The organism is Mycobacterium sp. URHB0044 (genome assembly GCF_000620625.1).
GTDB lineage: Bacteria > Actinomycetota > Actinomycetes > Mycobacteriales > Mycobacteriaceae > Mycobacterium.
The window spans coordinates 124,530-150,987 of sequence record NZ_JIAW01000014.1; the positions used below are offsets into that span (position 1 = coordinate 124,530).

Genomic DNA, 26,458 nt, shown 5'->3' on the forward strand with positions numbered 1-26,458 from the left:
CGGGGGCTCGGCCACGCGGGCAGCTTACGGGCTGTGGCCGTTCCTCTGGTGCTGGGCCTCGGCGCCCTTTCTCTCCCACAGCCACTCGGTGACGTCGGTGATGCTGACCAGCAGCAGGGGGTCGGTGGCGCGAACCAGTAGCGGTGGCGACACCATCGTCCGAATCACGTAGTCGTGGGCGTGGTTCCAGTTGATGATCGCGCCGGGCATCCGCAGTGTGGTGACGCACGCGCTCGGCGCGAGCGCGTGGTGGCCGGTCATCAGGTCCGGCAGGCGCAGGCGGGCCACCGCGGCCCCGTCGGCGTAGCCGAACATGTCGGCGCAGGCCGGGTTCGCGTAGGCGATGTTGCCGAGCGGCCCGATCCCGAGCATCGCCGTAGGAAGGCGGTGCAGAAGGAGAAGTGCCGGCATGTCACGGAGGTAGCCGGCCAGCTCGATCGGCGGCCGTTGGCGACGTCTCTCTTGCACTGTCGATCTCCCTCTCGACGCGCTGAATACAGCCCATCGCCGAGAGTCTGGAGCAACAGTCCGACGAGTCTAACCGTTCAGGCCGTCGAGTCGCCGCCGATCGGGAAGGCGCCGCTGGCGTTTTCGATCACTGCTCGGGCGGTGTCACTGAGGTGCCGATTGTTGTTGCGTGCCATGGTCCGCAGCTGGTTGAACGCCTGCTCCATGTCGAGTCCTTGCCGCTCGGCCAACACGCCCTTGGCCTGTTCGATCACGATCCGGCTGTTCAATGCGGTCTGCAGTTGGCTGTTGACCATGGCGCCGCGGGCCAGCACCCGCTGATGGAGGATGCCGATCGTCGCGACGTCGGCCAACGCCTGGGCGACCAGCAGGTCGGGGTCGGCCATCATGCCCGGTTGTCTGCGGAACAGGTTCAACGCGCCGATCCGCTCGTTGCGCAGGCGTAGCGGGATCGCGACGACCGCCCTGAAGCCCTCGGCCGCGGAACGGTCGCCGAACGTCGGCCACCGGCCGACGTCGGAGTCCAGGTCGTCGATCACGACCTGCTGGCCGGTGCGGTAGGCCTCCATGCACGGTCCGGCGTCCGACTGGATCTCCAGGAGTTCGAGCATGCGCGTCTGCTCGCTGGTCGACGCGAGTACCTGCAGCCCGCCCCGCAGGTCGGCAAGCAGTAGTCCGGCGGCGTCGGCGTCGAGCAGCGAGATGCAATCCTCGACCAGCTCCTGGGCGAACTCCACTACGTCGTAGTCGTCGACCAGGGTGTCCGCCAGTGCCACGAAGGCTTGTACCAATGGTCCTTCACGACCGTCCATCGCGATCTCCTCGTCTAATGCCATCGTCGCCAATCCGCCGGGTCGCCGTCAACGCTCGTCGTCGGGGTCGAAGCGCAGCCGCCGCTCGATGACGTCGCGCGCCACCTCGATCAATGGCCTTGCCTGTGAAAACGCGTGGGCGCGCAACCTGAGGTACGCAACCTGCGGGGGCACCGAGAGCTGGGCGACGATCATGCCGGTGGCCTGATGAATCTCGCTCGACGACGGAGTCGGCGTCCACCACACGTCCGATGGGCTGGTGACGAGGTCGGCAGGCGGTGCGTGGGAGAGCAGGACCATGGTGACGATGTCGGTGATGGCCAGCATCGCCGACACGTCATCGGCTTCGACGGGCACCGGCTCGGCGCGGTACAGATCGAGCACGCCTACGGCGATCGCGCCGATCTGCAGTGGGAACGCGTACATCGCACCGTGGGCGTCGCGGCCGAGCGCGGTGGCGAAACCTGGCCACCGATCGAACGCCGTTGCCAGGTCGTCGACCAGAACCGGGCCGCCGCCCGCGACCGCGTCCATGGCGGGACCCTCGCCGGTGATGACCTGTTGTGCTTCGATGCGTGACGCGGTTTCGTCGCTGGCGCACAACGGTTCCCATGTCGTGGATGCGACGCTGATCGTGAGTGCGGCCCTGTCCACCGGAAGCACCTGCACGCACGCGTCGCACAGCTGAAGGGGGCCCAGTGACCCGTCGGGGTACTCGGCGAGTGCGGTCATGAAGCGTTGCGACGTCGCGCTCGCCATCCACATCACTCGCCTCGGTCGGGTGGCACGACGCGGCGAGGTTCCGGGGCGCGGTGCTGGATGTCAGTATCGCACTCTCTTGGCCGCGAGATCAGATGCTGCCCAACACCTCGCAGAGGGCGTCGACCGCTGCGCCGAACGCATGCTCGGCGGGGGCGCCGAAGTTGACCACGATGCCGTCCTCGGCGGCCACGTCCGGACTGGCCAGCGGATGCCGCAGCCGCGCCAGGCCCGCCAGCGCGATACCCGCCTCGCCGGCGCGGCGCAGCACCTCGGGCTCGGTGCCGTCGGGCAACAGCAGCAACAGATGCAGACCTGCCGCCATCCCGCTGAGCCGGATGTCGAATGGGCGCAGGCGCTCGACCAGCTTGTCGCGGCGGCGACGGTAACTGATCCGCATGCGCCGAATGTGCTTGTCGTACTGGCCACTAACGATGAAGTCGGCCATCGTCAGCTGATCGATGGCGTTGACGTAGAACTGTTGGCCACCGGCGGCGGTGATGACGGGCTCGACAAGGTCGTCGGGCAGCGCCATCCAACCAAGCCGCAGTGCCGGGGACAGGCTCTTGCTGGCCGATCCGAGGTAGACCACCCGCTGCGGGTCGAGGCCCTGGACCGCGCCGACCGGTTGGCGGTCGTAACGGAATTCGCCGTCGTAGTCGTCTTCGAGTAGGTATCTCCCACTGCGGCGGGCCCATTCGACCACGGCGGTCCGCCGGGATGCGTGCAGCGGCACGCCGTGGGGAAAGAAGTGGGCGGGCGTCAGCAGCGCCGCCGCGTCGGTGTGCTCGAGCTCGTCGACTCTGGCTCCGTCGTCGTCGACGCCGATTGGTCTGGTCGGGACGCCCATCGCGTCGATCGCCTCGCGAAAGATGAAGAGCCCGTACGCTTCCACCGCGATTGGTCCCTGCGGCGCGAACACCCGGGCGAGGAGTTCGACGGCGTTGCGGGTGCCCGCGCAGATCACGATGGCGTCGGGCGAGATGCGCACTCCCCGTGCGCGGCCGAGGTATTCGGCCAGCGCCTCGCGCAGCTCGGGCCGCCCGCGGGGGTCACCGTTGCGCAGCGCGTCGTTGGGCGCGGAGGTCAGCGCCCGGCGCGCTGAGGCCAGCCAGGCCGCACGCGGGAAGGCCGCGACGTCGGGCGAACCGGGCATCAGGTTGTGGGTCGGCTGGCCGGGAGTGCCGCGCGGCCGGCTCGGCGAGCGGATGTCGCGCGTGTTGACGACCCACGTGCCCGCGCCCTGCCGGGACGCGAGCCAGCCCTCGGCGACCAGGTCGGCGTACGCCTCGGCGACGGTGTTGCGGGCCAATCCCAGGTCGGCGGCCAGCGAGCGCGATGGCGGCAGCGTGGTGCCGGTGGCCAACTGCCCCGATCGCACCGCGTCGCGCAGCGCCGTGACGAGAAGCTCCCGCGCGCCACGGGTCCCGGGGCGAATGGCCTCGCGCAGGTTCAGGTGCAGATCACGACTCTCCGAATTGGCCCATGAAACCATCCCTAAATTGAACCATGAAGATGGTTCTTTGGCCGCTAGCGTTGTCGGCATGACACAGACACTGGAAACCAAGACCGACCGCATCAACGTCTACAAGGTCTCGCCCGAGCTCTACGACGCGATGATGACGCTGAGCACCGCGGCCGCCAAGGACGTCGATCCGACCATCGGCGAGTTGATCAAGATCCGCGCATCGCAGATCAACCACTGCGCGTTCTGCCTCGACATGCACGTCTTCGACGCCCGCAAGCACGGCGAGACCGAGCAGCGTTTGGCCCTCGTGGCGGCGTGGCAGGAGGCCGGTGACCTATTCACCGAGCGGGAGCAGGCGGCGCTGGAGTTGACCGAAGCGATCACCGAACTGCACCACGGCCACGTCCCCGACGAGGTCTATGCGCGCGCCGCGGAGGTGTTCTCCGAGCGGGAACTCGGCCAGGTCATCGCGATGGCCGTCACCATCAATGCATGGAACCGCATCAACGTGTCGACGCGGATGCCGGCACCGCGGCGCTGATCACCGTCGACGGGGACGTCGTCACCAAGCTGCACCGACCGGGCACCGACCCGCAGGCTCTGAGACAACGCCTGCGGGTCGCAGCCCGGTCGGACTGCTTGTTGTCCCCGCTGAGTCTCGAGCCCGAACCGGTCGATGACCGGTGCCGGACCCGCTGGCCCCGCGTCGACGTGGTGCCGCAGGATCCCGAAGCCGTTCCGTGGGTGGAGGCGGGACGGTCGTTGGCGCGCCTGCATCGCGAGCCGACGGGTGGCTTCATCCTGCCGCACGGTGCGCCGGACCGGCTGGCGCGGGCGCTCGCTCGGCTGGGTGATGGACCCGACGCCGACGTGATCCGGCGGGCCGCCGCGAGCCTGCCCGGTACGACGCCCGCTGGTCGCCCACATACGTTGGTGCACGGCGACTTTCATCTGGGCCAGCTCGGTTGGTCGAGTGGCGCGTTGGTCTTGATCGACGTCGACGACCTCGGCGTCGGCGACCCGGCTACCGACCTCGCCCGGCCTGCCGGATTCTGGGCGGCCGGGCTGCTTCCCGACGCCGCCTGGCACCGCTTCGTCGACGGGTACCGAGAAGCCGGCGGGCCCGCGTTGCCTGCCGGCGACCCGTGGCCGGTGCTGGAGCCGCACGCCCGCGCCGCCGTGGTCCAGACCGCAGCCTCCGGCGCCGCGCGGGGTGATCACGATGAATCGCAGGCGGCGCTGCTGGCCGCCTGCGCCGGGATGATCTAGAGACAGCTAGCTGGAGAAGAACAGCCTGCCGAAACCCTGCTTCCGGTAGTGCTTGTTGCCGCGCTGCCCCCAACCGGGGCCGTGGCCGTAGCCCTGCTGGCCATATCCCTGGTGGCCGTAGCCCTGTTGAACGGGCGGCGGCGCGGACTGCACGAACCGGTTCTCCATCTGGGTGAGCGACTCGAGCTCGCCGAAGTCGAGGAAGATCCCGCGGCACGTATCGCACTGCTCCAGGTGAATTCCGTTGCGCTCGTAGGTCTTCATGATCCCCGCGCACTTGGGGCAGAGCAGGGTGTTGGGGACACCCGGCGACGACGACGGAGGCTTCGGTGGCTCATATGGCGGAATGCTCATGTGCGCACAACGGACGAGCACCCTGGGAAGTGCCTGGGAGTGGTGTCGCGGCTAGGACGCAGCTAGAAAGGCGGTGGATCCGCATCCATGCGCGCTCGGTTCACGCCGCGTTCTCATTCGATCCGCGCGGCCCGATCGGCGGCCCGGGTTACCGTGAGGAAAGCGCGTCGAAAATCTCGATGAGGTCAGCGTACTGCCGTCCCCGAGCTCTACCTCCGTTACAGCTCGTACGTCGGGATGCCTTGTTCGTTCGCCACTTCTTCAATCGCAGCGATCATCTTACGTATTTCACTGGCAATGGGCGAAGCCGGATGCATGGTAAAAAACCATGCCAGACTTTGGATTTCGGGCCTTAGTAGCTCTGGAAGGGTGCTTACGCGTGGCATCACCGTGCTACTCGGCAGAATTTCTAACAGCTCAATTCCCTGTAAGCGGTTGTACCGCTTGAAATTACGGATCCCGTTTTGCGTAAATTCGTTGTCTCCTACGAGGCGTATAGCAGTGACGAAACTGCGTTGAAGTGTCCACGTCACCTGTGTGATACCCAACAATCTGCCTGCTGGGGGCATGATTGGTCCAACGCCACAGAAGGAGTGGCGGTGCTCTGGGAGCTGTGTGCGACCGATGAAGACGTGCCATTCCGGTATGTCGTCGCCATCGTAAATCCGTTGGGGATCATCGGGTTCAACCGTAGCCGGATGTTCATAGTAGCAACGCAACAAGGCCACTTTGATCGACCAGCGTCGAAACTCAGTCGGATCGCAACGGTTGTCGTCATCGTCGGGATCGAAAACCCACGGCTCGACCACCGAATCAAGGTCGTTCATCCACTTGTTGTTGCACGGCGCGCAAACACGTTTCACGGTGACAGAAAACAAGTCTTCCTGTGTCGATTTCCTCTCTGCGTTGTCCAATCCGTACCGGATGAAGCGGCGGTGCTTCTCCGCGTCCGCGACGCTCACGCCGAAGGCACCTAGTCCGAGACTGACATCGAGTTTCTTCCGCCATGACGATCGGAAGATGTGTTCTCTCGTCATCGGGTCGGTGCTGCCACAGAAAATGCACGCCGGGCGAAGCTGCTTCTTCTTGCTCATGCCATTTAGCTCGGCCTGTCTCGCCTCGGCTGAACGCCGAAGAACACGCCTTCAGGCCCAACCGATTTTCGCGGCTGGTCTTCGAATCCCGTGTAATCAAAGTTGATTTCGTTGTTCATCATTGACCACCCGCTAGGGTCACCAATGGACGGACCCCAGATGCCACCAGGGGCCAACACATACGGCGTTGAAACCGTGAGCCGTTCGGAGAACTGATCAAGCAAATCCGGATGCTCTTTGCGCGCCTTCTCGAACAGCTCGGCCTGACGTTTGCGGTCGCTGATGAACAGCCCGGTTCGGATCGTACGTTCGGGATTGTCCAGAACAACCGTCATTACGTTGTCGCCCACTTTGTCGGTGATCGCGCTTGTTTCTAGTACGGCGTCTCTGAGGATGTCTCGAACCTGTTCGGGCACTTCATCAGCGGGGCAGTTGACCGCAGTCAAGCGGGCCTTCGCGCGGTCGATAATCGGCTTACTGACCATTCCAACGGCATCGATGTAAAACGAATTGAATTGCTGTGTATCAGGCCGCATTTCAACGCTCGTCGCGGTGTCGCCTACGATGATCATGCGGAACATCACCTTAGTGACCTTGTTGTCTTTGCGTTGAACGCCGGACGCGAGAACCACTGTGGTCAGCTTCTTTTCGAGCGCTGGCAGTCGCGAGTAGGCGTCTTTGAGCTTCTCCTCAACCCGTCGCCGGATTTCTCGGTAATGCAAGTCTGGTGATGGCTGCCAGAATGTCATCATGGCGGGTGCAAGCTCGTCGTATCCGCTGATTGCTTCGGCGATGACCCGATCAGTCGGCTTGCCGTCGAGAAACGCCAGCCCGGTGTAGCCCAGCACAACCCAGCAGTCGGTGCCCACCACAACGACCGTCTTGTTGCTGTGCGGGTCGTATTCGCCGGTGGGATTCGCAGGTGTCGGTTTGACACTCACGAATCGGTCGCTGGCATGAAACGCCCACTTGCCCGTCACTGCGGCGACGATCAGGGTCAATGAGAATCCGAGTTAGTCTCGTTGGCGGTAGGCGTGCTGGTTGCATCCATGTCCAGCAAAGTCGCGAGCTTCGCGCGTTGCTCTTCAGTCAGCGGTGGCGCGGCGTCGACCACCCGGCGAACGTATTCGTCAATCTCAGTCGAATAGCTCTGCGACATGACACCGACGATACGCCGAGTCCGCAGGTCAGGCACGTAAAAGTAGGAGCGTTCATCATCTAGCAGTTGGCGAGTTCGGCAGTACGCTTTCAGGTTGGCCGGGTGCGTCGGCCCGAACGGATACGGCACAGTGTGGTCGAGATCGCTCGCCTCCGCGGGCTTGTCGCAGTTGGGCCAGCGGCATGTCAGATCGCGGCACCGGATGTAGTCGGCAAGAGCTGCGGACGGCCGGTAGCCGGATTCCGCTGCGAAGTCCTTCGGCTGTTTGACGGGCCGAATCTTGGCCCCCTTGGCCAGTTTTCGCACGGTATCTGCGGGGACGGCACCGAAGCCGGGCAGGTAACCGGGCTTCGCACCGTCGGCTTCGACGGTGGCCTTCTCGGTGAGAACGTGGATGACGATCTGGGTATGACGGCCGTCGGCTACTTCACCAGCGGGGCAGTTTGGCGTCCCACACGCGCAGGCCAGGTTCGTCGCCCGGTTGTTGAGGGCGTCGATGGCGTCTGCCCGGCGTTGCGTCTTGGTGCGGGGATCGTCTCGGCACACCGAATTCGCGAGGTCGTCGAGCGTCGTGTCGGAGGCGGCGCCGCTCGTCGCCGGCAGCTGACCCCACACCTCGACCATCCCCGTTGACGGCGGGCCCCACTTCGATGTGCCGATCGATGTCGGCCCGCCGCGCCTTGCGCACGGCTTCGGGGTCGAGCTCACCCACGTGCCAGTCGACGAGCTCCGCCACCTTCTTTTGGGATAGCGCACTCCACTGCGGTACCTGCTCGGCCAACCTCTGGTCGATGCGGGCCAGCACGTCGCCATCGGTGATGAGCGCTGTGCGGAACTCGATCACCACGAGCATCCAGAGGTCCACGTCGCCCGCAAGACATACCGCCGCGAACTTGGGTAGGCGCTCGAGAAGAGTGAGGCCGTAGTTCATCTGCAAGGACGCTCGGCCGCGGCTGATCCCCAACTGGGCACCAACCTCAGCGACGATGGCCTCCCATTCATCGATGCACCACAGCCCGCGGCCTTGACCAGATTCGGTGAGCCGGCGCCTGCAGTGCCGTCCGACGGCGATAAGCCGCCGCGCCATTCCGATCCGCTCGGCGCGCTCACCCTCCCACGGCACTGTGAGGGCGTCACCGGCCCCACGGTCGTCGCTCATATGTTCGATTATCCGTGAAACCGCGACGAATCACCACGGCCAAATCCGCAAATCTGTGGATGAATGTGCGTCTGTGGATGACCCCTGCCGCGATGACTTCCGGCCCGGCCGACGGTCTGTTCTGGTGTCGTAGAACCAACCCCGAAGACACACCACGGAGGACGCCATGACTAGCGACCCGACCACCGGTCGCCCGCCCGTCGTCGATCTCGCCACCTGGCAGGCCGCTCGCGACGAGCTGCTGGTCCGCGAGAAGGCGTACACCCGCGAGGGCGATGCGCTCGCCGCCGCGCGTCGTCGCCTGCCGATGGTGGAGTTCGACGGGACGGTCGAAGTCGTCGGACCCGACGGCCCGGTGCCGTTCCTCGACCTATTCCAGGGGCGCGACGAACTCGTGGTCTACAAACACATGTGGTACGACGGCACGCCGCACCAGGGCCAGTGCGAGGGCTGCACCACCACGGCCTGGCACGTCAAGGACGCCGTCTACCTGAACGCCCGCGGCGTTTCCTACGCCAACCTCACCACGGGGCGCTGGGACGAGGTGGCCGCTTTCGTCGAGTTCATGGGGTACACCCAGCCCTGGTACTCGGTGCGCGACGTGGCCGCGCCGGTCGGCGACAACATGGGTTACATCACGTGTTACCTGCGCGACGGCGATCGCACGTTCCTCACCTACTCCACGACGGGCCGAGGCAACGAGCGGGTCAACGCATCCCTGGGTCTGCTCGACATGACGCCCTACGGCCGCGGCGAGGCCTGGGAGGACAGCCCCGCGGGCTGGCCAGAAGGCCGCGACGCGTGCTGGTCTTGGCGCTCCGATGCCGACGGGAACCCGGACTGGGGCCCGACCAGTCGGCCTGTGCCGCAATGGGTTCGCCCCGGTGCTGGCCCAGTGGAAACGCTCGGCCGACACGGCGACCCGAGCTGACTACACCCAGTACGCCACGCGCGCTCGGTACTGGCGCATCGCGAACGCCGTCACCGTCCAACCGATGATCGTCAACACGATCACGACGATCCAGTGCCGCAGCTCCTGATCGGCACCGAGGAGCGGGGCGCGCACGATGTCGACGTAGTGCAGCAGCGGGTTGAATTCGATGATCTTCGCCCACGTTCCCGCACCCTGCTGCCGCAACGTCTCGTCGTTCCAGATGATCGGCGTCATGTAGAACAGCAGCTGGACGAGGCTGAACAGCAGCGGGCTGATGTCGCGGTAGCGAGTGGCCAGGATGCCGAAGCACAAGGCCACCCAGATGCAGTTCAGCACGATCAGTCCCAGCGCCGGAATGAAGGCCAGATCGGTCCACTTCCATGGCTTCGGGTAGATGAGCGCGATGATGACGAAGATGATGATGTTGTGCGCGAACAGCAGCACCTGTCGCCACACCAGCCGGTAGACGTGCACCGACAGTGGCGTCGGAAGTTGTTTGATCAGGCCCTCATTGGCGACGAAGACGTCGGCGCCCTCGAGGATGGAGGCGTTGATCAGGTTCCAGATGATCAGCCCGAGCGTGACGTACGGCAGGTGCTCGGACAGCTCGAGGTGAAACAGCTTCGAGTACAGCCCGCCCAGCGCCACAGCCATGGTGCCCGTCGCGATGGTGATCCAGATCGGCCCGAGCACCGAGCGGCGATAGCGCTGCTTGATGTCCTGCCAGCCCAGGTGCAACCACAACTCGCGCTTGCCGAAACCCGCGACCAGATCACCCCACGCGCGCCCGAACGTCCGCGACTGCGCCGCCGCATCGGTGAAGGTCATGTTGCGCTGCCTCCGTTGCTCCGCGAGAACCTTTCGCGTCTACCCAAGCGCCGCAACCGAATCCACTCCCACAGGCCCTTGGGGTCGCGCTGCGTGATCAGGAAGAACCAGCCGAAGCGCAACCATTCCTGCGGGATCAACTTCCGCTGGCCCGCCAGAGACTGCACGTATCCGCGGTTGCGGTAGGTGAAGAAACGCTTCGACGCGTCGGCGGGGTACTGGGTGTGCATCCGGCCACCAAGGATCGGCTTGAACTCGTCGGAGCCCTGCGGGTGCAGATACACCGCCTCCAAGCAGGTACCGAACGGCAGCCCGGAGCGCAACAGCCTGCGGTGCACGTCCACCTCGTCGCCGCGAATGAACAACCGAATGTCCGGTACGCCAACGGCTTCCACGGTCGACGCACGAAACAACGCGCCGTTGAACAGCGAGGCGATGCCTGGCAGCAGATCACCCGATCCGTCGACCCGCAGTTCGGCGACGTGGCGCCGCCACGCCGTTCCGCGCCGCAGCGGAAAGGCCAGCCGCTGCGGGTCGTCCATGTCGCACACCATGGGGGAGACCTCGGCGAGCGAATACCGCGCAGCGCAGTCCAGCAGCGTGCCCAGCACCGACGCGTCGGCCGGTCTGCCGTCGTCGTCGGCCAGCCACACCCAGTCCGCGCCGGTCGCCAACGCTTGCAACATGCCGAGGGCGAATCCGCCTGCGCCGCCGAGGTTTCGGCGCGAACCCACGTACGTCGTCGGAATGGATTGGCCGTTGACGAGATCGCGCACGCGCTCGTCGAAGTCGTTGTCGACGACGATCAGGTGGTCGGGCCTGCGGCTCTGGCTCGTCACCGCGTCCAGGGACTTGGCGAGTTCGTCGGGGCGCCGATGGGTGACGACGACGGCGCAGACGACGTCAGTCATCGGCCCACGCACGCTGCGCCGTCGGGTCGTCGCCCGTGACGGGGCGTGCGTTCTCCTCCAGCACCTCGCGGACGTGTCGGGCGGCGTCCTCGCCCTCGTAGGCGCGCACCACTTCCTCGATGCCGCCGGTCATCTTGATGGTGCCGTGGTCGACCCACATCGCGGTCTTGCACAACTGGGCCAGGAATTCGTTGGAATGGCTGGCGAAGACGAGGATGCCGGACCGCTCAACCAGCTTCTGCAACCGGCTTCGCGCCTTCTTCATGAACTCGGCGTCGACGGCGCCGATGCCCTCGTCGAGCAGAAGGATCTCCGGATCGATGCTGGTGACGACGCCCATCGCGAGGCGCACCCGCATACCGGTCGAGTAGGTCCGCAACGGCATGGACAGGTATTCGCCGAGCTCGGTGAAGTCGGCGATCTCGTCGATCTTGGCCAACATCTGCTTGCGCGTCTGACCGAGGAAGAGCCCTCGGATGATGATGTTCTCGAAACCGGAGATCTCCGGATCCATCCCCACGCCGAGGTCGAACACCGGCGCCACCCGGCCCGTCACGGTCGCCGAACCGCGGGTGGGCTCGTAGATGCCCGAAAGCAGCCGCAGCAGCGTCGACTTCCCGGCGCCGTTGTGCCCGACCAACCCGACCCGGTCGCCCATCTCCAGGGACAGCGTGATGTCCCGCAGCGCCTCGATCACCACCACGTTGGACGTGTTGCGGCCGATCGTGCCGCCGGCCTTGCCGAGGAACGCCTTCTTCAGCGACCGCGACTTGGCGTCGAAGATGGGGAATTCGACCCAGGCGTTGCGCGTGGAGACATGCGGGTGCGGGGACGGAGACGTCACGGTCAGAGGTACTGGCCCGTCCCGCTGGGGTGCGCGCCGCCATGCTGTCCGGGAATGACGACGCCCGGCGGCAGCGCTCCCTGACGCATCTGCTCCAGCTGGGCGCGGGCCGCCATCTGCTGCGCGAACAGCGCGGTCTGGATGCCGTGGAACAGCCCCTCGAGCCAGCCGACGAGCTGCGCCTGCGCGATCCGGAGTTCGGCGTCCGTGGGAACGCTGTCCTCGGTGAACGGCAGCGTGAGGCGCTCGAGTTCGTCGCGCAGCTCCGGCGCGAGGCCCTCCTCCAACTCTTGGATGCTGGTGCGGTGGATGTCGCGCAGCCGGACGCGGCTGCCATCGTCCAGCGGCGCCGCGCGCACCTCCTCGAGCAGCTGCTTGATCATGGTGCCGATCCGCATCACCTTCGCGGGTTGTTCGACGAGGTCGGTCAGCGACTTTCCGTTCTCCTCGTCGTCCGTGCCGGACGCGTCGCTGCCGATGATCTCGATGTCGTTGTCGTCTGGATTGCTCACGGTTTCTCAGTTCCTCCGCGCCACTCGTATATGCGGGTCTCGCCGTTGTCGTAGACCTTGGCCCATGACTTCGACTTGTCCAGTGACAGTAGTCCGTCGGGCATCGCGAACTTGAGGACCACCGGGGTGCTGGTGATCACGTAGCGGATGTTCAGCGCCTTGACCGCCTCCGCTACGCGCGGATCGGTGTCCGCGTCGTCCGCGTAGGCCCAGATGATGAAGCGGTTGTATCCGGGGCCTTGTTGGACGGGGAAGTCGTAGTGCGTCCACAGCGGGTGCAGTCCCGCGATGGCGTACACCCAGGCCGTCCCGTCGGTGTTGGCGTTGCCGATCAACGTGTCCTTCGCGCCCGGCAGTGCGGCCAGGTAGGCGAACGCGTCGAGGTCCTTCTGGTCGATCATGATGTTGTCGTACTTCTCGCCGAACAGATAGCGATGGCGCGGAAAGTAGTGCCAGGCGCTGCCGATCGTCACTGCGAGCAGGATCGCTGCGGTGGCGGCGTGCCAGAACCTCGGGGACGCCGGCCGCTTGAACAGGACGCGGCAGCGCTCGACGACCCAGTTGGTGAGCGTGAACAGCGCGATGCCCGCCATCGGCGCGAGCAGCATCGTGACGACCGCCGAGAGCCGTCGGGGATCGCTGTAGAACAGGTCGCTGTACTTGCCGGTGATCGCGCCGATCGGACCACCGAACGGCGCGGCCGAGTGCACGATCGACACCATCAGGACCAGCCAGATGACCGCAGGCCACCAGATCCGTCGTAGCACCAGGATCAGTCCGCCGACGGCCGCAAGCCCGATGATGACGTTCTGGATCGGATAGTCGTTGAGGTGACGGGTGTGCTGGGTGATCGCCTCGAAGAGCACCCGCTTCCTGGTCTGATGAGTGGCGAATTCGTGGCCGACGATGATCTCGGCCTGCTGTAGGACGCCGACGAACTGGGGCAACAGCAGCACCACCGTTGGCACCGCGACGAGCAGCAGGCTGACGAAGTCCGTCATCCGGGCGCGCACCGGATGCCAGAGGGCGTCGAGCAGCCACCACGCGACGACGAACGTCACCACGACCACCCCGCCGGTGATGTGCACGGAGAAAACCCCGAACAGAGCCAGCACGGCGAGGGGGATGCGGTCGCGGTGTCGCAGCGTCGAGACGATCAACACGAACGTCGGGGCGGCCAGACCGTAGGCCACTAGGTTGGGCATCGCGGCCGTGTCGAACTCCACGTAGGGGACGGCGGTGAACGACGCGGACAGCGCGGCAGCGGCCGCCGCGCATCCCGCGGTCCGCCACTGGGTCGTCCGGCCGCGGAGCAACTGCCAGGCGAGGGCGGCGGCGCCGACGGGGAACAACCAGATGGACGCGGTCAGCGAGCTGATCGTGTACGCCGACGTGGCGGCCGCACCCGTGAGGTCGCTGAAGATCGCCGCCAGCGCGTGGAAGGTCGACGGGTAATACAGCGCATCGTGGGTTTCGACGTTGCGCAATTCACCCATGTGGGTCGGTGACGCCTGACCCGTGTCCAGGATGAATCGGATGGTGTTGGCGTGCCAGACGGAGTCCCAGTTGCTCGGAATCGATTGCCAGTGCGGCAGCCCGCGAATTGCTGCCAACCCGATGAGCACGGCGCCGAGCACCACGCCCGCGGCGACCACCAGAGCGGGTCCCGCCGCCATCGCCCTGGTCTCCGCGTCGCGGTCACGCCACCGCCCGAGCGCGAGCTGAAAAGCCGCAACGATGGCCATCACGATCAGGAGTGCGAGCAGTGCGGTCCACCCGTTCCACGGGACGCCGACGGCTCCCATCGGCAGTATGGCCAGCGCAACCACGCCGTACGTCACCGCCGGTCCCACGGCGACGGCGACCGGCCACGTTAGCTGTGCTGTGCGCCCGATGATTGCTCCGGGGACGACCAACAACAGGAGGGCCACTAGCACCCCGGACGTCAAGCTCACTGGACTAGTATGGCTGCCCAGGTGACCCGGTCCGATTGCGGCACGGGCGTCGAAAGGCGCCATCGGGCACCACCGAAATCGCTACGGGTCGCGTAAACGCGGATGCTCGAAGGTGGGTGGCATGGCATACGACGTCGCCCGGGTGCGAGGTCTGCACCCGTCGCTGGGCGACGGCTGGGTGCACTTCGACGCGCAGCACGGCATGCTGCTGCCCGACTCCGTGGCCACCACCGTCTCGACCGCGTTCCGGGGATCGATGACGACGTCGGTCGGCCCGCACCCCTCCGCCAAGCGCAGCGCGGCGGTCCTCGCGGCCGCCAGGGTGGCGATCGCAGATCTCGTCGGCGGTGACCCCAGCGGCGTCGTGCTGGGAGCCGACCGGGCAATCCTGTTGACTTCGCTGGCCGATGCGTCCTCGTCGCGCGTCGGGCTCGGCTACGAGGTGGTCGTGACTCGGCTGGACGACGAGGCCAACGTCGCGCCGTGGTTGCGTGCGGCCAATCGCTATGGCGCCAAGGTCAAGTGGGCCGAGGTCGACATCGAGACCGGCGAGCTGCCCACCTGGCAGTGGGAGAGCCTGATCACCAAGCCCACCCGGCTGGTCGCCATCACGTCGGCCTCGTCGGCCGTTGGCACCGTCACCGATCTGCGGCCGGTGACCAAGCTGGTGCACGAGAATGGCGGCCTGGTCGTCGTCGACCACTCGGCGGCCGCCCCCTACCGGCTCATCGACATCCACGAGACCGAAGCGGACGTCATCGCGCTCAACGCCGTCGCGTGGGGTGGCCCGCCGATCGGTGCGCTGGTGTTCCGCGACCCGTCGGCGATCGACTCGTTCGGGTCGGTGTCGCTGGACCCGTTCGCTACGGGTACGGCACGCCTCGAGGTCGGCACGCATCAGTACGGGATGCTCGCGGGCGTGGTGGCCAGCGTCGAGTATCTGGCCAACCTCGACGAGTCGGCGTCGGGCACCCGTCGCGAAAGACTTTCCGTCTCAATGCGTTCCGCCTCGACGTACATGAGTCGGTTGTTCGACTACCTGCTGGCGTCGCTGCGCTCGTTGCCGTTGGTCATGGTGATCGGGCAGCCCGAGGATCGGGTGCCGCTGCTGAGCCTGGCGGTGCACGGCGTGCCGGCCGATCGGGTCATCCAGCGTCTTGCCGACAACGGTGTGCTCGCAGTGTCGAACTCCACCTCGCGGGTGCTCGACGTGATCGGCGTCAACGACATCGGCGGGGCCGTCACCGTGGGCCTGGCGCATTACACGACGATGGCCGAGGTGGACCAGTTGGTCCGCGCGCTGGCGTCGCTGGGTTAATCCGCTACGCGCAGCAGCACCTTGCCGTGCACTTCGCCGGAGGAAAGCAACCGGTGCGCTTCGGCCACCTCTTGGATGGGCAGCTCGGCGCCGATGATGGGGCGCACCCGTCCGTCGGCGATCATCGGCCACACGTTGGCCACCACCTGCTCGACGATGGCGGCCTTGCCGGACGGTCCGTCGACCGGCCGGGACCGTAGCGCGGTGGCGATCACTCCGGCGCGCTTGGACAGCAGCTTGCCGAGGTTCAGCTCGGCTTTGACGCCACCCTGGAAACCGATGATGACGAGTCGCCCGTCGGCGGCCAGCGCGTCGACGTTGCGGTCGAGGTACGACGCCCCCATGATGTCGAGGATCACGTCGGCGCCGGCCCCTTCGGTCTCCGCCTTGATCCGCTCGACGAAGTCCTCGTCGCGATAGTTGATCGGCACGTCGGCGCCCAGCTCGACGCACACCGCGAGCTTCTCGGCCGACCCCGCCGTCACCGCCACCCGGCAGCTGAGGGCTTTGGCGACCTGGATGGCGTGGGTGCCGATGCCGCTGGCGCCGCCGTGCAGCAGAACCACGTGGCCCGGTGATAGCTCGGCGGTCATCACCAGGTTCGACCACACCGTGCACGACACCTCGGGCAGTGCGGCGGCCTCGTGCACGCCGACACCCTCGGGCAGGGGCATCACCTGTCCTGCGGGCACTGCCACCCGCTCGGCATAGCCGCCTCCCGCCAGCAAAGCGCACACCGGTTCGCCGACGGCCCAGGAGGTGACACCCTCACCCAACTCGGCGATACGCCCCGATACCTCCAGGCCCATGATCGGGCTGGCACCCGGAGGCGGCGGATAGTTCCCGGAAGCCTGTAGCAGATCGGCGCGATTGACGCCAGAGCTAATTACTTCGATCACAACCTCACCCGATTGAGCTGCGACGTCCGGTATTTCTTGCCAGCTGAGCTGCGACGGGTCCTCCGCGACGATGGCACGCATGTCAATAACGCTACTACCGACGTGAAACCGTCCTACCATGACGCCATGGAGGGGATCATTGGCGGGCGCACGGAAAGTGAAATGCCCGGACTGGACATAGCAGAACAACGGTCGTGGCAAAACTTTCTCGACTCCGCGTTGCGGCTGTACGCCACGTTGAACAAGTCGTTGGTGGAAGAACACCACCTCACGCTCAACGACGTGCGTCTGCTGGACGTACTGGACAAATCGGCCACCGGGTCGGCGAGGATGGGGGACCTGGCCGAGGATCTGATGTCGTTGCCCAGCAGGGTCACGCGCCAGATCCACCGGTTGGAGATGCAGAACCTCGTCAGCCGCTGTTCGAGCCCGGACGATGGCCGCGGTGTGCTGGCCCTCATCACCGATGACGGCAGAATGCGACTGAAGGAGGCGATGGTGACGTACGTCGGCGGTGTACGCGCCCACTTCCTCGGCAGGCTGTCGCGCGCCCAAGTCTCCGCGATAGGCGAGAACTGTCGACGGATCGGGTTGGCGCTGAAGGCCGACGCGACGCCCGGCAGGCTTGGCCGGGTCTAGACGCCTTACGCTTGTCGGCGGTGGCGTGGCAGAGCGGCCTAATGCACTCGCCTTGAAAGCGAGAGACGGCTAAAACCGTCCGGGGGTTCAAATCCCTCCGCCACCGCCACATGCACGGGCGTCGAAGTCTGCGGATGGATACGCATCAGACGCTGGTTTCGTCGCTATGAATGCGCTGCGGTTGCGTTGCTGCAGGTCGTTCGGGCGGCCGCGTCGCGTGTGCCTTTGCGCTGAATATTTGTGCGGAGAGGTCCTCCCTCGCAGCAGTAATCTGAGTCAGCGATCTTTGCTCGGAATTTGAGGGGGAGGCCGTGTCGGAGCTGAACGTCAACCCAGAGGACCTGCACGTATCCGCGTCCACGGTGGATATGCATGCCGACGATATGTGGACCAACCACGGCCTGGCTGACGGCCGGCTCGAAGAAGCGCAGGGCGGGCTTCCGGCGGGAGCAGTCGTTGCGCTGGGAGCTGCGGTGTCCAAATGGCAGGCTGACTCTGTCCACTTGTTTCGCGGGCTCGTCGGGCATAGTGACCGGTTACGCACTGCCGCAGGCGAATACACGTGTACCGATGAGCACGGGTCGACGGAGATTGCCAAGGCTGGCGAGCAAATCATCGACCTCGGGCTGTAGCGGGCAGCGTCCGCCGTGACCATCTCGGTGGCCGATGTCGATCGGTGGGATGCTGGCGATGTTCGAGAAGTGTTCCACGCTACGAGAAATCGAGCCGAGGCTGCATTCGAGGCGGCTGACGGCATTGCCGCCTTGCCTGCGTTCGGGACTTGGGGCGGCGAAGCGTCCGAGGCAGCCAAGGGTGCAATCGAGGCGTCGCGTAAGGATCTCGATGCACATGGCAACGAGGTGCTGGCCGTGTCGCAGGCGGCTTCTCGTGCAGCCGAAGACATCGAGCAGGTGAAATCGGACTTGGCGCAGTTGCGGGCAGACGCCGAAGCCATGGGAATGGCGATCGATCCCGTGACCAGCACCGTCGTTCCAGGCCCTGATATGGCCAACGCGCCGCCGATGGAGATTGAACTCAAGCGCGAACAACTGCAAGCGCGTCTGACCGCCATCTTGGTGGAAGCCGCCGCCGCCGACGAGGAGCTTAGCCGGGCGATCAACATGGCGATCGGCAAGGAACCGATCGCCGGTCAGTCCCTTGACAAGGAGAATGGCGACGCGGCCCAAAATGTCACTGGCTCAGAGGTATTGAAGGATCTTCAACGTGCCAACGACCAGAGCGTCCTGGCGGCAATCGATCGGGTCAAGGCAGCGCAGGCCGCCTATGACAAAGCGGCTGCGGCCGCTTACACCTATGGCCCTGGGAGCCCGCAAGGGGAAGCTGCGCTTGCGCAACTGCCCAAACTGAAGCAAGACCTCGCCACGGCGCTCGACGATCTGGGCAAGATCCCGGACTATTCGAAGATCGATCCTGGCTCACTGAGGGCCGACGCCAACGGCAACGTGTTCTTCCAGTACCCCCTTAACGGCCAGATGGCCGAGGTCTCCGGAACGCTGAAGAACGGAACCGGCCAGCTGTTCGACAAGGGTCGGCTGACCTACCTCACCTATGAGAACGGGAAGCTCGTCGGCACGCGGGTGCTCGACGAGGGTCGCGCGATTGCTTCGGCAGAGCCCCTGCTGACGGCCGTGACGACTGCCGTCGGTGTGGGGCCGATGGTCAAGGGTGGTGAAGGCGCATGGGTCGGCTTGCGGGCGTTGTTTGGAGCTGATGGTGCTGCAGCTGGAGCTGGTGTCACATCCGAGAACGTCATCCCTCGCGCGTTGGAGCTGGCGGCGGCGCGGGCCGAGTCGGCTGGAAACGAACTGGCTGCACTCGGGCCAGGCTCCTGGGGTCCGTCAAGTGAGTCATTCGCCGGGTTCTCGAAGGCGTACCAAGAATTTGTCACCGGCCACCCGATCAGTGAGGCGTACATCGTCAACGGAATAAAGTTCGACGATTTTGCGAACGGCGCGTTGATTGATGCGAAAGGTAACTACGGACAGTTCTTACTTCCAGATGGGCAATGGAAATCCTTCTTCCCAGGAGACGCCCGCTTCCTTGAAATGGCCGAGCGGCAGATGACCGCGGCCGGCGACAGCCCAATTGTGTGGAAGTTCGCGCAGCAGAATGCCGCCGAAAAGGTCGCTCAAGTCCTGGAGGACAACGGAATTACGCAGATAACGGCCATCTGGGTTCCGATGGGATGATCTAAGGTTGGATACGATGACGAAGGCTCAGCTCGGCGCGTACTGGGGTGCGCGGAATGAACAGGCGGGACAGGCCGCGGAGAAGATCGCACGGCTGCTGACGGTGCTTTCCGAAGTCGATCCACTGCTGACTGGCTGGCGGGATCAGGGGCTGTCCAAGAAGGCTGCTCAATCGCAAGCCTCGGTCACCACTGCCACTGACGACCTTGTCCGCCGCTTGGAGGCGGGCCGTACGCGCCGTGCCGACACCGACGCGGCTATCGAGGAATTTGGCTATTCCGTGTCGTGGTGGACCGGCCGAGATAAGGATGCCGAAAATGCGGTCTTGATGGTGCGGATCGGCAAGACATCATCAAAAATCAACAATAGTGTGTCCCTTCGCTTGCCGGAGCCAACCGTTGCTCCAGGCGCGTATTCGATCGATGGTGCGAAGCGCATCTTGTCGGCGGTCATCGATATTTTTGAACCGGACCGTGCGGTCTGGTTGAACAGTGAGCTCGAAAAGGGGCAGAAAGAACCGAATCGAACTCTGCCAGACGGCAGTGTCGCGATCGGCACGATTAAGGGTCCTGCGGCCGGATGGGCCACGTACCTCACTGGCGCAGACGCTGCCCGACTCGACCGTTCCTTATTGCCGCCAGCCGCCACGCTCGATCTCGTGGGCTCGGGCTCGCTGGTCACGCTAGGGGGCGACCCCGCGAATCCACTGCTCAATGATGTTCTCGCTGTGCGCGCTGCGATGGGTTATTCGGTGCCATCTGGCTTGACATCGACCACCGATGGCGGGGCGGCAGCCGGTGCTGCGATGTCTGGTACCGGTTCGGGCGTGGCGCCAATTTCGCCCAACCACCAGTCCGAGGCATCCGAAGGTACTGGGCGAGAACCGAAGTCGCTGCGGGGCAGAACCGACGCCGGCTAAACCAGCCTCGGTTGGGGTGCGCTCAACGAGGGCTGACGCCATCTTCTTCCCACCGCTACACGCCCCGGCGTCTTACTCTGCGCACATGGACATTCGGTTCAAGTCACGCGTCGTCGTCGCCGTGCTGGTGATCTACGGCATCTACTCGACGGTGGTCGGCCTGGCGATGTTGCTCGCGCCAGGCTTCTTCTTCGACACGTTCGGCGGGTTCGGAGTCTTCAACAGCCACTACATGTTCGACCTCGCCGGCTTCGAATTGCCGCTCGGCTTGCTGTATCTCGCGGCGATCCGATGGCCCAGCTGGCGGGTGCCGACGCTGGCGTTCGCCACGGCGCACTACGTGCTGCATGCGATCAGCCACCTGATCGACATCGGTGACGCGACGCCCGCCTGGGTCGGCGTGTTCGACTTCGTCGCAATCGTGGTCGGCCTGGTGGTCCACGCGATCGCGTGGTGGTTCAGCGTCGACGTCGCCCGCGCGATGACGTCGGCGGACAGCCGAAGCCAAATCAACCACGGCTAGGTCGTGAACGCCGCGGTGGCACGGCGATTCGACTGGAACAGGTCAGCCGGTCGCACACCGACCTAGTGACCAACCTGTGGTTGCGGGTCGTTCAGACGTAACCCAAAGCCGCGTTCTCCGCCCGGATTCGGACGTTGAGCACCAAGGCGTTCGCCAGGCTGAACACGATCGCGGTCAGCCACGCCGAATGGACCAGCGGCAGCGCCGCCACCTCCACCGCGACCGCCGTGTAGTTGGGGTGGTGGATCCAGCGATACGGGCCGCGCCGCACCAGCGGGGCGCCCGGGATGACGATGAGGCGGGGATTCCAATGCTTTCCCAAAAGGGCCACGCACCACCATCGAACGACGGTGCTGAGCACCACGAGGAGCACCATCGTCCAGCCCAGCCAGGGGATGAACGGCCGGCGCATCGTCCATACCTCGACCACGCAGCTCACCAGCAGCAGCGTGTGCATGGCAACCATCACCGGGTAGTGGCCCTGGCCGAATTCCCTGCCTCCGTTGGCAATCGACCATTTCGCATTGCGCCGCGAGACGACCAGCTCGACCAATCGTTCGGCGCCGATGGCAAGGATGAAGAGGTAGTACATCGCCGTCCCCCTACCAGCTCAACAGCAGCAGCTCGAACCCGAACCCCGGACCCATCGCCAGCATCACGGCCAGTTCGCCGTCGGCGGGCGGCGCGGCGACGGTCCGTCCGAGGACGTCGAGCACCGACGCCGACGAGATGTTGCCGTGCTCCCGCATGGAATCCCAGCTGTGCGCGAGTGCGCCTGGCGGCATACCGATCGCGTTCTGGATCGAATCGAGCACCTTGGGGCCACCGGGATGGCAGATCCACGTCGAGATGTCCTCAGTGGACAGACCCTGATCGGCCAGGAACCGGCTGACTTCGCCGCCGAGGTAGTCGTCGGCCATCTTGGGCACGTCGCGCGACATCACCAGTTGGAACCCGCTGGAGCTGACGTTCCACCCCATCACGTCGACGGTGTCCGGGAAGAGCCGGCTGCGGGTGGCCAACACCTTCGGACCGGGATGTGCGGTGGGATGCGACGGGACCCGGTCGGCACCGGTGGCGACGACGGCAGCCGCGCCGTCGCCGAACAGGCACACGCCGATGAGGGCGGGGATGGAGGCGTCGTCGCGCTGCAACGTGAGCGAGCAGAGTTCGACCGACAGCAGCACGGCGACGTGGGTCGGGTAGCCGCGCAGGTAGTCGTGCACGCGGGCCATGCCTGCGGCACCCGCCACACACCCGAGCCCAAACAACGGGACGCGCTTGACGTCCTGCCTCAGTCCGATCTGCGACGCTATGCGCGCGTCGATGGTCGGCACCGCGACGCCGGTGCTGGAAACCGTCACGATGACGTCGACCTCATCGGGTTTGATCCCCGCCGCGTCGAGCGCGGACAGCACGGCCTTGCCGCCCAGGTCGGTGGCCACCTCGACGTAGGCCGCGTTCGCCTCGGTGAACCCGGTCAGTTCCGGGTACCGCGACACGGGGAGGGCGAGGTTGCGGTACTGCACGCCGCTCGACTCCGCGAAGCGGGTGAATCCCGGGTCGACGACGGTGGTGAGTGCACTTGCGACCTGAGCCTGGTCGTACTTGTGCGGCGTGAACGCGACCGAGGTGCCCGCAATGTGTGGCGCTCCGGTCCTGTGGAAGGCAAGACCATCGGTGGATGGGAAATGCGTTGTATCTGTCATGCCAGTGAATACGAACCGCAGAACGGAATTGTTCGCCGATAATCGCAATCGTGAAAACAAACACACGCGATGGGAATTTGGGAATAATTCCGAGAATGTGAAAAGCAAAAGTGGCTACGAGCAGCGAAAACTTCCCTGAACTGCGGGAACGTCAACCAGTAGAGTTATTGCTGAATTTCAGCTGGGACGCCCATGAATTGCGGCTGGGAATTCTGAATCACTACGACTCTGCCAATTCGATTCGGAATTGCTGCCAATCGGCTGTCATTCGCCCTTGAATTCGGGTGGGCGTTTGGCGAACATCGCGGTAATTCCCTCGGTGAGATCCTTCGACGGCAGGAACGCGGAGTTCCACGCCGCGACGTAGCGCAAGCTCGCCGACACCTGCGCGATGCGCTGCTCGTCTAGGACGTCCTTGATGCCCCGCACCACCAATGGCGGGTTGGCGGCGATCTCCTTGGCGGTGGCGTGCGCGGCGGCCAATGCGGCATCTGCGTCGGCGTAGACGTCGTTGACCAGACCGATCTTCTCGGCCCGCGCCGCATCGATGTCCTTGCCGGTCAACGCCAGCTCGCGGAGGTGTCCCTCGGACAGGATCAGCGGCAGCCGCGCCAGGCTGCCCACGTCGGCCACCATGGCGAGCCTCACTTCGCGCACCGAGAACTTCGCGTCGGCGCTGGCGTAGCGGATGTCGACGGCGGAGATCAGGTCGACACCGCCGCCGATGCACCACCCCTGGATCGAGGCGATGACCGGGGTGCGGCAGTCCGCGACGGCGGTGATCGACTGCTGCATCGCGCGCAGCTTGGTGTGGAAGTCGGTGCGGGGGCCGGCCAGTGCACCTTCGGCCAGCGTCGGCGCGAGGACGTCACCCATTGCGGCCACGTCGAGGCCGTAGCTGAAGTTCTTGCCGGATCCGGTGAGCACGATCGCGCGCACCTCGGGATCGGCGTCCAGCGACGCGAACGCTTGCGGCAGCTCCGTCCAGAAGGCGGGCCCCATCGCGTTGCCCTTGCCGGGACCGAGCAGCGTCACCTGAGCGACGTGGCCATCGACGTCGACGGCGAGGGATTCGTACGTTTCACCCATGCCAGGAAGGCTAGCTGGCTAGGGAGGCCCGCCCCCGAGGAGGATCTCGCTGACGGTGCTGGTGGGAAGGAACTGACACACCGCGTCGGCGAGGGTCTTGGCGATCTCGGTGTTCTGCGGACCGAGCACCGAGCCCTCCTGCGCGAGGATCTCCTCGATCACTGCGGTCTGGGTGTCCGGGTCGAGGCCGACGTACTGCTCACACGTCATGGTGAGGGAATCTCCCGGCGGCGGAACGTTGGACGAGGTGCGGGGCGTCGACGTGCCCGGCCGCGTGGGCAAGGTGGGCAAGGGGAACGGCGTCGAGGTGCGCGTCGTGGTGAACCCCGGCTCGGTGGTCATTGCCACGGTGCCGGGCGTCGTGCGCTCGCACGCGGTGATCCCGGCGGCGAGCACCAGCGTCGCACCGGCGATCAGAACTCGCTTCCTCATCTCGGCAACGATAGGCGTACGCACGTTCTAGCGTGGTCGCATGCCCACCGACGCGCCCATCGACGAAATCGACAGCGCCCAGGCGACCCTCGCCGTCTTGGAGGGGGTCCTGGCGCAGCTGGGTCCCGACGACACCGCCAAGCAAACGCCGTGCCGCGAGTTCGACGTCGCCGGGCTGACGGACCATCTGATGAACTCCATCACCGTGATCGGCGGCGCCGCCGGTGCCCAGCTGCCGGAGCGCGACCCGAACGCATCGATCGAGCAGCAGGTGATGGCGGCGGCGCGGCCGGCTATGGATGCATGGCGGCGGCGCGGTCTCGACGGCATGGTCACGACGGGCCAGGGTGAAGCGCCCGCCAAGATGATGGCGGGCATCCTGTCGATCGAATTCCTGGTCCACGCTTGGGATTACGCATCGGCGACCGGCGCAGAAGTGGACGCGCCGGAAGGTCTGTCGGAGTACGTGCTCGGCCTGAGCCACGCCATCATCACGCCGGAGGGTCGGGTGGGAGCCGGGTTCGACGACCCGATCGACCTGCCTGCCCGCGCGGCCGCGTTCCACCGGTTGCTGGCCTACACGGGCCGCAAACCCAGCTAGACGCGTTCGAGGTAGAAGTAGAAGTAGCGCCCGGCATCGAGCACGTGCTTGCCGTTCATGATGCCCATGACCGCGCCGTCGTCGATCTTCTTGAAGTGGTCGTGAATGGGCTGGCCGTCGTAGACCATGGTCGCGGTCGCCTCGCCGCGGAACTCCTCGAGCCAGAGGCTGGCCTCGCCCTTGCCCATTTCGACGTTGGAGAACTTGTTGCCGTCGTCGTCGAGGCAGACGAGCGGCTTGACGTCGGCCGCGGAGGTGAAGGTCTTGCCGAACCACTTGGCCTTGGCCAGACCGCCGTTCATCATGTGGCCGGTGATGAACTCGCCGCCCTTCCATTCGCCGATCATGTCGGCGACGGTGGCCGGTCCCAGCGAGGCCCAGAACTCGTCGAGTTCCGCATCGGGAATCTGCTGGGCGCGTTGCTTGAGCTCGCTGAAGAGGTTCCGTGATTCCGTCATCGTTCGGCGATCCAGCGAGTGGCGAATTCGAGAAAGGCGTCGTTCTCGTGCGGGGCGGCGACGGTGACGCGGACGCCGTCGTCGCCGTAGGGGCGGACGATCACGCGGCTGTTCGCCGAGTCGTTGGCGAATTCCTGGGCGCGACCGGGAAGCGGTAGCCACACGAAGTTGGCCTGGGACGGCGGCACGGTGTACCCGGCGTCGCGCAGGGCTGCGGTGACGCGGGCGCGTTCTGCGACGACGGCATCGGTGCGGGCCAGTAGCTCGTCGGCGGCGTCGAGGGAGGCGATGGCCGCGGCCTGCGAGATGCTCGTCGCGGTGAACGGGACGTACACCTTGCTCAGCGCGGTGATGATGTCAGGATCGCCCACCGCGTACCCGATGCGCAGCCCGGCGAGCCCGTAGGCCTTCGAGAACGTCCGCAGCACAACGACATTGCTGTGGGCGCGGACCAGCCCGAAGCTGTCGGGCAGCAGCCCGTCGCGGATGTACTCCACGTACGCCTCGTCGAGCACGATGAGGATGTCCGACGGCACCGCGGCGACGAACCGGGCCAGGGCGTCGGGGTCGACGACGGTACTGGTCGGGTTGTTCGGGTTGCAGATGAAGATCAGCCGGGTCCGGTCGGTGACCGCGGCCAGCATCGCGTCGAGGTCGTGGGTGTGATCGGTCAGCGGCACCTGCACCGGCGTCGCACCCGCGGTGCGGACCTGCAGCGGATAGATCTCGAAGCTGCGCCAGCCGAACATCACCTCGTCGCCCACCGACGCGGTGATCTGGATCAGCTGCTGGCACAGACTGACCGAGCCGCAGCCCACCGAGATGTGCTCGGGCGCGAAGTCGACATGCTTGGCCAGGCGGTCGCGCAGTTCGACGTAGCCGTTGTCCGGGTAGCGGTTGATGTTGTCCACGGCGCGGTCGATCGCGGCGCGCACGCTGGGCAGTGGACCGTCGATCGTCTCGTTGCTGGCGATCTTGATGGCGCCGGGCACGGTCTTGCCCGGCGCGTAGGCAGGCAGATCGGCCAGCTCGGGGCGCAGGCGGGCAGTCACCCGGACAGTCTAGGCGGGCGCCGGGACGTGGCCCGACGCGCGCTTTGCCTTCCCGTCACCTGGCTGTGTACGCTTCTGCCTCG

31 protein-coding genes and 1 tRNA gene are annotated in these 26,458 nt (G+C 65.7%); 11 read left to right on the forward strand and 21 right to left on the reverse strand.

The genetic code is table 11. The annotated features are described in order from the left end of the window. Nucleotides 1–24: 24 nt before the first annotated feature. The 4 genes from N536_RS0125525 to N536_RS0125540 all read right to left on the reverse strand — a co-directional run bounded on the left by N536_RS0125525 (nucleotide 25) and on the right by N536_RS0125540 (nucleotide 3,534). Nucleotides 25–468, reverse strand: a complete 444-nt coding sequence (locus N536_RS0125525; protein ID WP_029116223.1) for a PAS domain-containing protein — start codon at nucleotides 466–468, stop codon at nucleotides 25–27. A 77-nt stretch (nucleotides 469–545) separates the two neighbouring features. Continuing rightward, nucleotides 546–1,304, reverse strand: a complete 759-nt coding sequence (locus tag N536_RS0125530; protein ID WP_231514632.1) for a GAF and ANTAR domain-containing protein — start codon at nucleotides 1,302–1,304, stop codon at nucleotides 546–548. Nucleotides 1,305–1,328: 24 nt separating this feature from the next. Continuing rightward, nucleotides 1,329–2,039: a GAF and ANTAR domain-containing protein gene (locus N536_RS39405; protein ID WP_155948718.1), complete on the reverse strand. Its 711-nt coding sequence runs from the start codon at nucleotides 2,037–2,039 to the stop codon at nucleotides 1,329–1,331. 91 nt (nucleotides 2,040–2,130) lie between these two features. Beyond that, a complete protein-coding gene (locus N536_RS0125540) occupies nucleotides 2,131–3,534 on the reverse strand; it encodes a PLP-dependent aminotransferase family protein (RefSeq protein WP_029116225.1) in 1,404 nt (467 codons plus the stop codon). A 49-nt stretch (nucleotides 3,535–3,583) separates the two neighbouring features. Here N536_RS0125540 and N536_RS0125545 point away from each other — a divergent pair, with 49 nt between their 5' ends. After that, a complete protein-coding gene (locus N536_RS0125545) occupies nucleotides 3,584–4,048 on the forward strand; it encodes a carboxymuconolactone decarboxylase family protein (RefSeq protein WP_029116226.1) in 465 nt (154 codons plus the stop codon). After that, complete coding sequence (locus N536_RS0125550; RefSeq protein ID WP_036437590.1) at nucleotides 4,000–4,776, forward strand: phosphotransferase family protein; 777 nt, start codon at nucleotides 4,000–4,002, stop codon at nucleotides 4,774–4,776. Before N536_RS0125545 ends, N536_RS0125550 begins: the two co-directional genes overlap by 49 nt. Nucleotides 4,777–4,782: 6 nt before the next feature. On the opposite strand, the gene N536_RS0125555 is transcribed toward N536_RS0125550, so the two are convergent. From N536_RS0125555 to N536_RS43610, 5 genes are all read right to left on the reverse strand, one after another. Beyond that, complete coding sequence (locus tag N536_RS0125555) at nucleotides 4,783–5,130, reverse strand: zf-TFIIB domain-containing protein (protein WP_029116228.1); 348 nt, start codon at nucleotides 5,128–5,130, stop codon at nucleotides 4,783–4,785. A 218-nt stretch (nucleotides 5,131–5,348) separates the two neighbouring features. After that, the gene (locus N536_RS41725) at nucleotides 5,349–6,224 is read right to left on the reverse strand and encodes a hypothetical protein (RefSeq protein ID WP_051574762.1); all 876 of its coding nucleotides are present in this window, start codon (nucleotides 6,222–6,224) and stop codon (nucleotides 5,349–5,351) included. A gap of 5 nt (nucleotides 6,225–6,229) precedes the next feature. Continuing rightward, nucleotides 6,230–7,225: a hypothetical protein gene (locus N536_RS0125565; protein WP_029116229.1), complete on the reverse strand. Its 996-nt coding sequence runs from the start codon at nucleotides 7,223–7,225 to the stop codon at nucleotides 6,230–6,232. Further along, nucleotides 7,222–7,929 (reverse strand): DUF222 domain-containing protein, encoded by a 708-nt coding sequence (locus tag N536_RS40890; protein ID WP_369798471.1) that lies wholly within the window; start codon nucleotides 7,927–7,929, stop codon nucleotides 7,222–7,224. The genes N536_RS0125565 and N536_RS40890 overlap by 4 nt, the downstream gene beginning before the upstream one ends. Beyond that, nucleotides 7,811–8,542, reverse strand: coding sequence for a DUF222 domain-containing protein (locus tag N536_RS43610; protein WP_369798470.1), 732 nt, complete (start codon nucleotides 8,540–8,542; stop codon nucleotides 7,811–7,813). Before N536_RS43610 ends, N536_RS40890 begins: the two co-directional genes overlap by 119 nt. A gap of 166 nt (nucleotides 8,543–8,708) precedes the next feature. On the opposite strand from N536_RS43610, the gene N536_RS0125575 reads away from it, so the two are divergent. Next, nucleotides 8,709–9,473 carry a DUF899 family protein gene (locus N536_RS0125575; RefSeq protein ID WP_029116230.1) on the forward strand — a complete coding sequence of 255 codons (765 nt, stop codon included), beginning with the start codon at nucleotides 8,709–8,711 and terminating at the stop codon, nucleotides 9,471–9,473. Here the strand turns inward: N536_RS0125575 and N536_RS0125580 are convergent, their stop codons facing one another. From N536_RS0125580 to N536_RS0125600, 5 genes are read right to left on the reverse strand one after another with little or no spacing between them, the layout of a single operon-like run. Further along, nucleotides 9,474–10,304, reverse strand: a complete 831-nt coding sequence (locus N536_RS0125580; RefSeq protein ID WP_029116231.1) for an ABC transporter permease — start codon at nucleotides 10,302–10,304, stop codon at nucleotides 9,474–9,476. After that, nucleotides 10,301–11,215 carry a glycosyltransferase gene (locus N536_RS0125585; protein ID WP_029116232.1) on the reverse strand — a complete coding sequence of 305 codons (915 nt, stop codon included), beginning with the start codon at nucleotides 11,213–11,215 and terminating at the stop codon, nucleotides 10,301–10,303. The genes N536_RS0125580 and N536_RS0125585 overlap by 4 nt, the downstream gene beginning before the upstream one ends. After that, nucleotides 11,208–12,059, reverse strand: a complete 852-nt coding sequence (locus tag N536_RS0125590; protein WP_029116233.1) for an ABC transporter ATP-binding protein — start codon at nucleotides 12,057–12,059, stop codon at nucleotides 11,208–11,210. Before N536_RS0125590 ends, N536_RS0125585 begins: the two co-directional genes overlap by 8 nt. Before the next feature lie 2 nt (nucleotides 12,060–12,061). Then, complete coding sequence (locus tag N536_RS0125595; protein ID WP_029116234.1) at nucleotides 12,062–12,571, reverse strand: bacterial proteasome activator family protein; 510 nt, start codon at nucleotides 12,569–12,571, stop codon at nucleotides 12,062–12,064. Continuing rightward, a complete protein-coding gene (locus tag N536_RS0125600; RefSeq protein ID WP_029116235.1) occupies nucleotides 12,568–14,526 on the reverse strand; it encodes a DUF6541 family protein in 1,959 nt (652 codons plus the stop codon). Before N536_RS0125600 ends, N536_RS0125595 begins: the two co-directional genes overlap by 4 nt. 121 nt (nucleotides 14,527–14,647) lie before the next feature. Here N536_RS0125600 and N536_RS0125605 point away from each other — a divergent pair, with 121 nt between their 5' ends. Further along, nucleotides 14,648–15,844: a cysteine desulfurase-like protein gene (locus tag N536_RS0125605; RefSeq protein ID WP_029116236.1), complete on the forward strand. Its 1,197-nt coding sequence runs from the start codon at nucleotides 14,648–14,650 to the stop codon at nucleotides 15,842–15,844. Here N536_RS0125605 and N536_RS0125610 read toward each other — a convergent pair. Then, entirely contained in the window at nucleotides 15,841–16,824 is a 984-nt protein-coding gene (locus N536_RS0125610) for an NAD(P)H-quinone oxidoreductase (RefSeq protein WP_029116237.1), read from the reverse strand. The two genes, N536_RS0125605 and N536_RS0125610, sit on opposite strands and share 4 nt — an antisense overlap. 45 nt (nucleotides 16,825–16,869) lie before the next feature. On the opposite strand from N536_RS0125610, the gene N536_RS0125615 reads away from it, so the two are divergent. The 6 genes from N536_RS0125615 to N536_RS39425 all read left to right on the forward strand — a co-directional run bounded on the left by N536_RS0125615 (nucleotide 16,870) and on the right by N536_RS39425 (nucleotide 21,034). Then, nucleotides 16,870–17,382: a MarR family winged helix-turn-helix transcriptional regulator gene (locus N536_RS0125615; RefSeq protein ID WP_029116238.1), complete on the forward strand. Its 513-nt coding sequence runs from the start codon at nucleotides 16,870–16,872 to the stop codon at nucleotides 17,380–17,382. Nucleotides 17,383–17,401: 19 nt separating this feature from the next. Next, nucleotides 17,402–17,491 (forward strand) — tRNA-Ser (locus N536_RS0125620). 202 nt (nucleotides 17,492–17,693) lie between these two features. Then, nucleotides 17,694–18,014 (forward strand): hypothetical protein, encoded by a 321-nt coding sequence (locus N536_RS0125625; RefSeq protein WP_029116239.1) that lies wholly within the window; start codon nucleotides 17,694–17,696, stop codon nucleotides 18,012–18,014. A gap of 15 nt (nucleotides 18,015–18,029) precedes the next feature. After that, entirely contained in the window at nucleotides 18,030–19,592 is a 1,563-nt protein-coding gene (locus N536_RS40895) for a Tox-REase-5 domain-containing protein (protein ID WP_051574764.1), read from the forward strand. A 16-nt stretch (nucleotides 19,593–19,608) separates the two neighbouring features. Beyond that, nucleotides 19,609–20,511, forward strand: coding sequence for an Imm52 family immunity protein (locus tag N536_RS0125635; protein WP_029116240.1), 903 nt, complete (start codon nucleotides 19,609–19,611; stop codon nucleotides 20,509–20,511). Between the two features lie 85 nt (nucleotides 20,512–20,596). Next, on the forward strand, nucleotides 20,597–21,034 hold the full coding sequence (locus tag N536_RS39425) for a hypothetical protein (RefSeq protein WP_051574765.1): 438 nt from the start codon (nucleotides 20,597–20,599) through the stop codon (nucleotides 21,032–21,034). A gap of 91 nt (nucleotides 21,035–21,125) precedes the next feature. Here the strand turns inward: N536_RS39425 and N536_RS0125645 are convergent, their stop codons facing one another. The 4 genes from N536_RS0125645 to N536_RS0125660 form a co-directional block, all read right to left on the reverse strand. Further along, nucleotides 21,126–21,626 carry an isoprenylcysteine carboxyl methyltransferase family protein gene (locus N536_RS0125645; protein ID WP_029116241.1) on the reverse strand — a complete coding sequence of 167 codons (501 nt, stop codon included), beginning with the start codon at nucleotides 21,624–21,626 and terminating at the stop codon, nucleotides 21,126–21,128. A 10-nt stretch (nucleotides 21,627–21,636) separates the two neighbouring features. After that, nucleotides 21,637–22,743 (reverse strand): type III polyketide synthase, encoded by a 1,107-nt coding sequence (locus N536_RS0125650; RefSeq protein WP_029116242.1) that lies wholly within the window; start codon nucleotides 22,741–22,743, stop codon nucleotides 21,637–21,639. Between the two features lie 264 nt (nucleotides 22,744–23,007). Then, nucleotides 23,008–23,832 carry a crotonase/enoyl-CoA hydratase family protein gene (locus N536_RS0125655; protein ID WP_029116243.1) on the reverse strand — a complete coding sequence of 275 codons (825 nt, stop codon included), beginning with the start codon at nucleotides 23,830–23,832 and terminating at the stop codon, nucleotides 23,008–23,010. A gap of 18 nt (nucleotides 23,833–23,850) precedes the next feature. After that, entirely contained in the window at nucleotides 23,851–24,264 is a 414-nt protein-coding gene (locus N536_RS0125660) for a hypothetical protein (protein ID WP_029116244.1), read from the reverse strand. 40 nt (nucleotides 24,265–24,304) lie between these two features. Between N536_RS0125660 and N536_RS0125665 the strand changes: the two genes are divergently transcribed. Then, nucleotides 24,305–24,865: a TIGR03086 family metal-binding protein gene (locus N536_RS0125665; protein ID WP_029116245.1), complete on the forward strand. Its 561-nt coding sequence runs from the start codon at nucleotides 24,305–24,307 to the stop codon at nucleotides 24,863–24,865. Here N536_RS0125665 and N536_RS0125670 read toward each other — a convergent pair. Together N536_RS0125670 and hisC are read right to left on the reverse strand one after the other, a co-directional pair. Next, nucleotides 24,862–25,323, reverse strand: coding sequence for a DUF4334 domain-containing protein (locus N536_RS0125670; protein WP_029116246.1), 462 nt, complete (start codon nucleotides 25,321–25,323; stop codon nucleotides 24,862–24,864). The two genes, N536_RS0125665 and N536_RS0125670, sit on opposite strands and share 4 nt — an antisense overlap. After that, nucleotides 25,320–26,375 carry a histidinol-phosphate transaminase gene (gene hisC, locus N536_RS0125675; RefSeq protein WP_029116247.1) on the reverse strand — a complete coding sequence of 352 codons (1,056 nt, stop codon included), beginning with the start codon at nucleotides 26,373–26,375 and terminating at the stop codon, nucleotides 25,320–25,322. The genes N536_RS0125670 and hisC overlap by 4 nt, the downstream gene beginning before the upstream one ends. Nucleotides 26,376–26,458: the final 83 nt, after the last annotated feature.

Bases quoted from the DNA above. Each gene is read 5' to 3' on its own strand.
- N536_RS0125575 (WP_029116230.1), top strand. From the start codon at position 8,709: ATGACTAGCGACCCGACCACCGGTCGCCCGCCCGTCGTCGATCTCGCC.
- N536_RS0125555 (WP_029116228.1), bottom strand. From the start codon at position 5,130: ATGAGCATTCCGCCATATGAGCCACCGAAGCCTCCGTCGTCGTCGCCG.
- N536_RS0125530 (WP_231514632.1), bottom strand. From the start codon at position 1,304: ATGGCATTAGACGAGGAGATCGCGATGGACGGTCGTGAAGGACCATTG.
- N536_RS0125580 (WP_029116231.1), bottom strand. From the start codon at position 10,304: ATGACCTTCACCGATGCGGCGGCGCAGTCGCGGACGTTCGGGCGCGCG.
- N536_RS43610 (WP_369798470.1), bottom strand. From the start codon at position 8,542: ATGAGCGACGACCGTGGGGCCGGTGACGCCCTCACAGTGCCGTGGGAG.
- N536_RS0125655 (WP_029116243.1), bottom strand. From the start codon at position 23,832: ATGGGTGAAACGTACGAATCCCTCGCCGTCGACGTCGATGGCCACGTC.
- N536_RS39405 (WP_155948718.1), bottom strand. From the start codon at position 2,039: ATGGCGAGCGCGACGTCGCAACGCTTCATGACCGCACTCGCCGAGTAC.
- N536_RS0125540 (WP_029116225.1), bottom strand. From the start codon at position 3,534: ATGGTTTCATGGGCCAATTCGGAGAGTCGTGATCTGCACCTGAACCTG.
- N536_RS0125550 (WP_036437590.1), top strand. From the start codon at position 4,000: ATGGAACCGCATCAACGTGTCGACGCGGATGCCGGCACCGCGGCGCTG.
- N536_RS0125585 (WP_029116232.1), bottom strand. From the start codon at position 11,215: ATGACTGACGTCGTCTGCGCCGTCGTCGTCACCCATCGGCGCCCCGAC.
- N536_RS0125615 (WP_029116238.1), top strand. From the start codon at position 16,870: ATGGAGGGGATCATTGGCGGGCGCACGGAAAGTGAAATGCCCGGACTG.
- N536_RS41725 (WP_051574762.1), bottom strand. From the start codon at position 6,224: ATGAGCAAGAAGAAGCAGCTTCGCCCGGCGTGCATTTTCTGTGGCAGC.
- N536_RS0125670 (WP_029116246.1), bottom strand. From the start codon at position 25,323: ATGACGGAATCACGGAACCTCTTCAGCGAGCTCAAGCAACGCGCCCAG.
- N536_RS39425 (WP_051574765.1), top strand. From the start codon at position 20,597: ATGGACATTCGGTTCAAGTCACGCGTCGTCGTCGCCGTGCTGGTGATC.
- N536_RS0125645 (WP_029116241.1), bottom strand. From the start codon at position 21,626: ATGTACTACCTCTTCATCCTTGCCATCGGCGCCGAACGATTGGTCGAG.
- N536_RS0125635 (WP_029116240.1), top strand. From the start codon at position 19,609: ATGACGAAGGCTCAGCTCGGCGCGTACTGGGGTGCGCGGAATGAACAG.
- N536_RS0125665 (WP_029116245.1), top strand. From the start codon at position 24,305: ATGCCCACCGACGCGCCCATCGACGAAATCGACAGCGCCCAGGCGACC.
- N536_RS0125545 (WP_029116226.1), top strand. From the start codon at position 3,584: ATGACACAGACACTGGAAACCAAGACCGACCGCATCAACGTCTACAAG.
- N536_RS0125650 (WP_029116242.1), bottom strand. From the start codon at position 22,743: ATGACAGATACAACGCATTTCCCATCCACCGATGGTCTTGCCTTCCAC.
- N536_RS0125660 (WP_029116244.1), bottom strand. From the start codon at position 24,264: ATGAGGAAGCGAGTTCTGATCGCCGGTGCGACGCTGGTGCTCGCCGCC.
- N536_RS0125610 (WP_029116237.1), bottom strand. From the start codon at position 16,824: ATGCGTGCCATCGTCGCGGAGGACCCGTCGCAGCTCAGCTGGCAAGAA.
- N536_RS0125605 (WP_029116236.1), top strand. From the start codon at position 14,648: ATGGCATACGACGTCGCCCGGGTGCGAGGTCTGCACCCGTCGCTGGGC.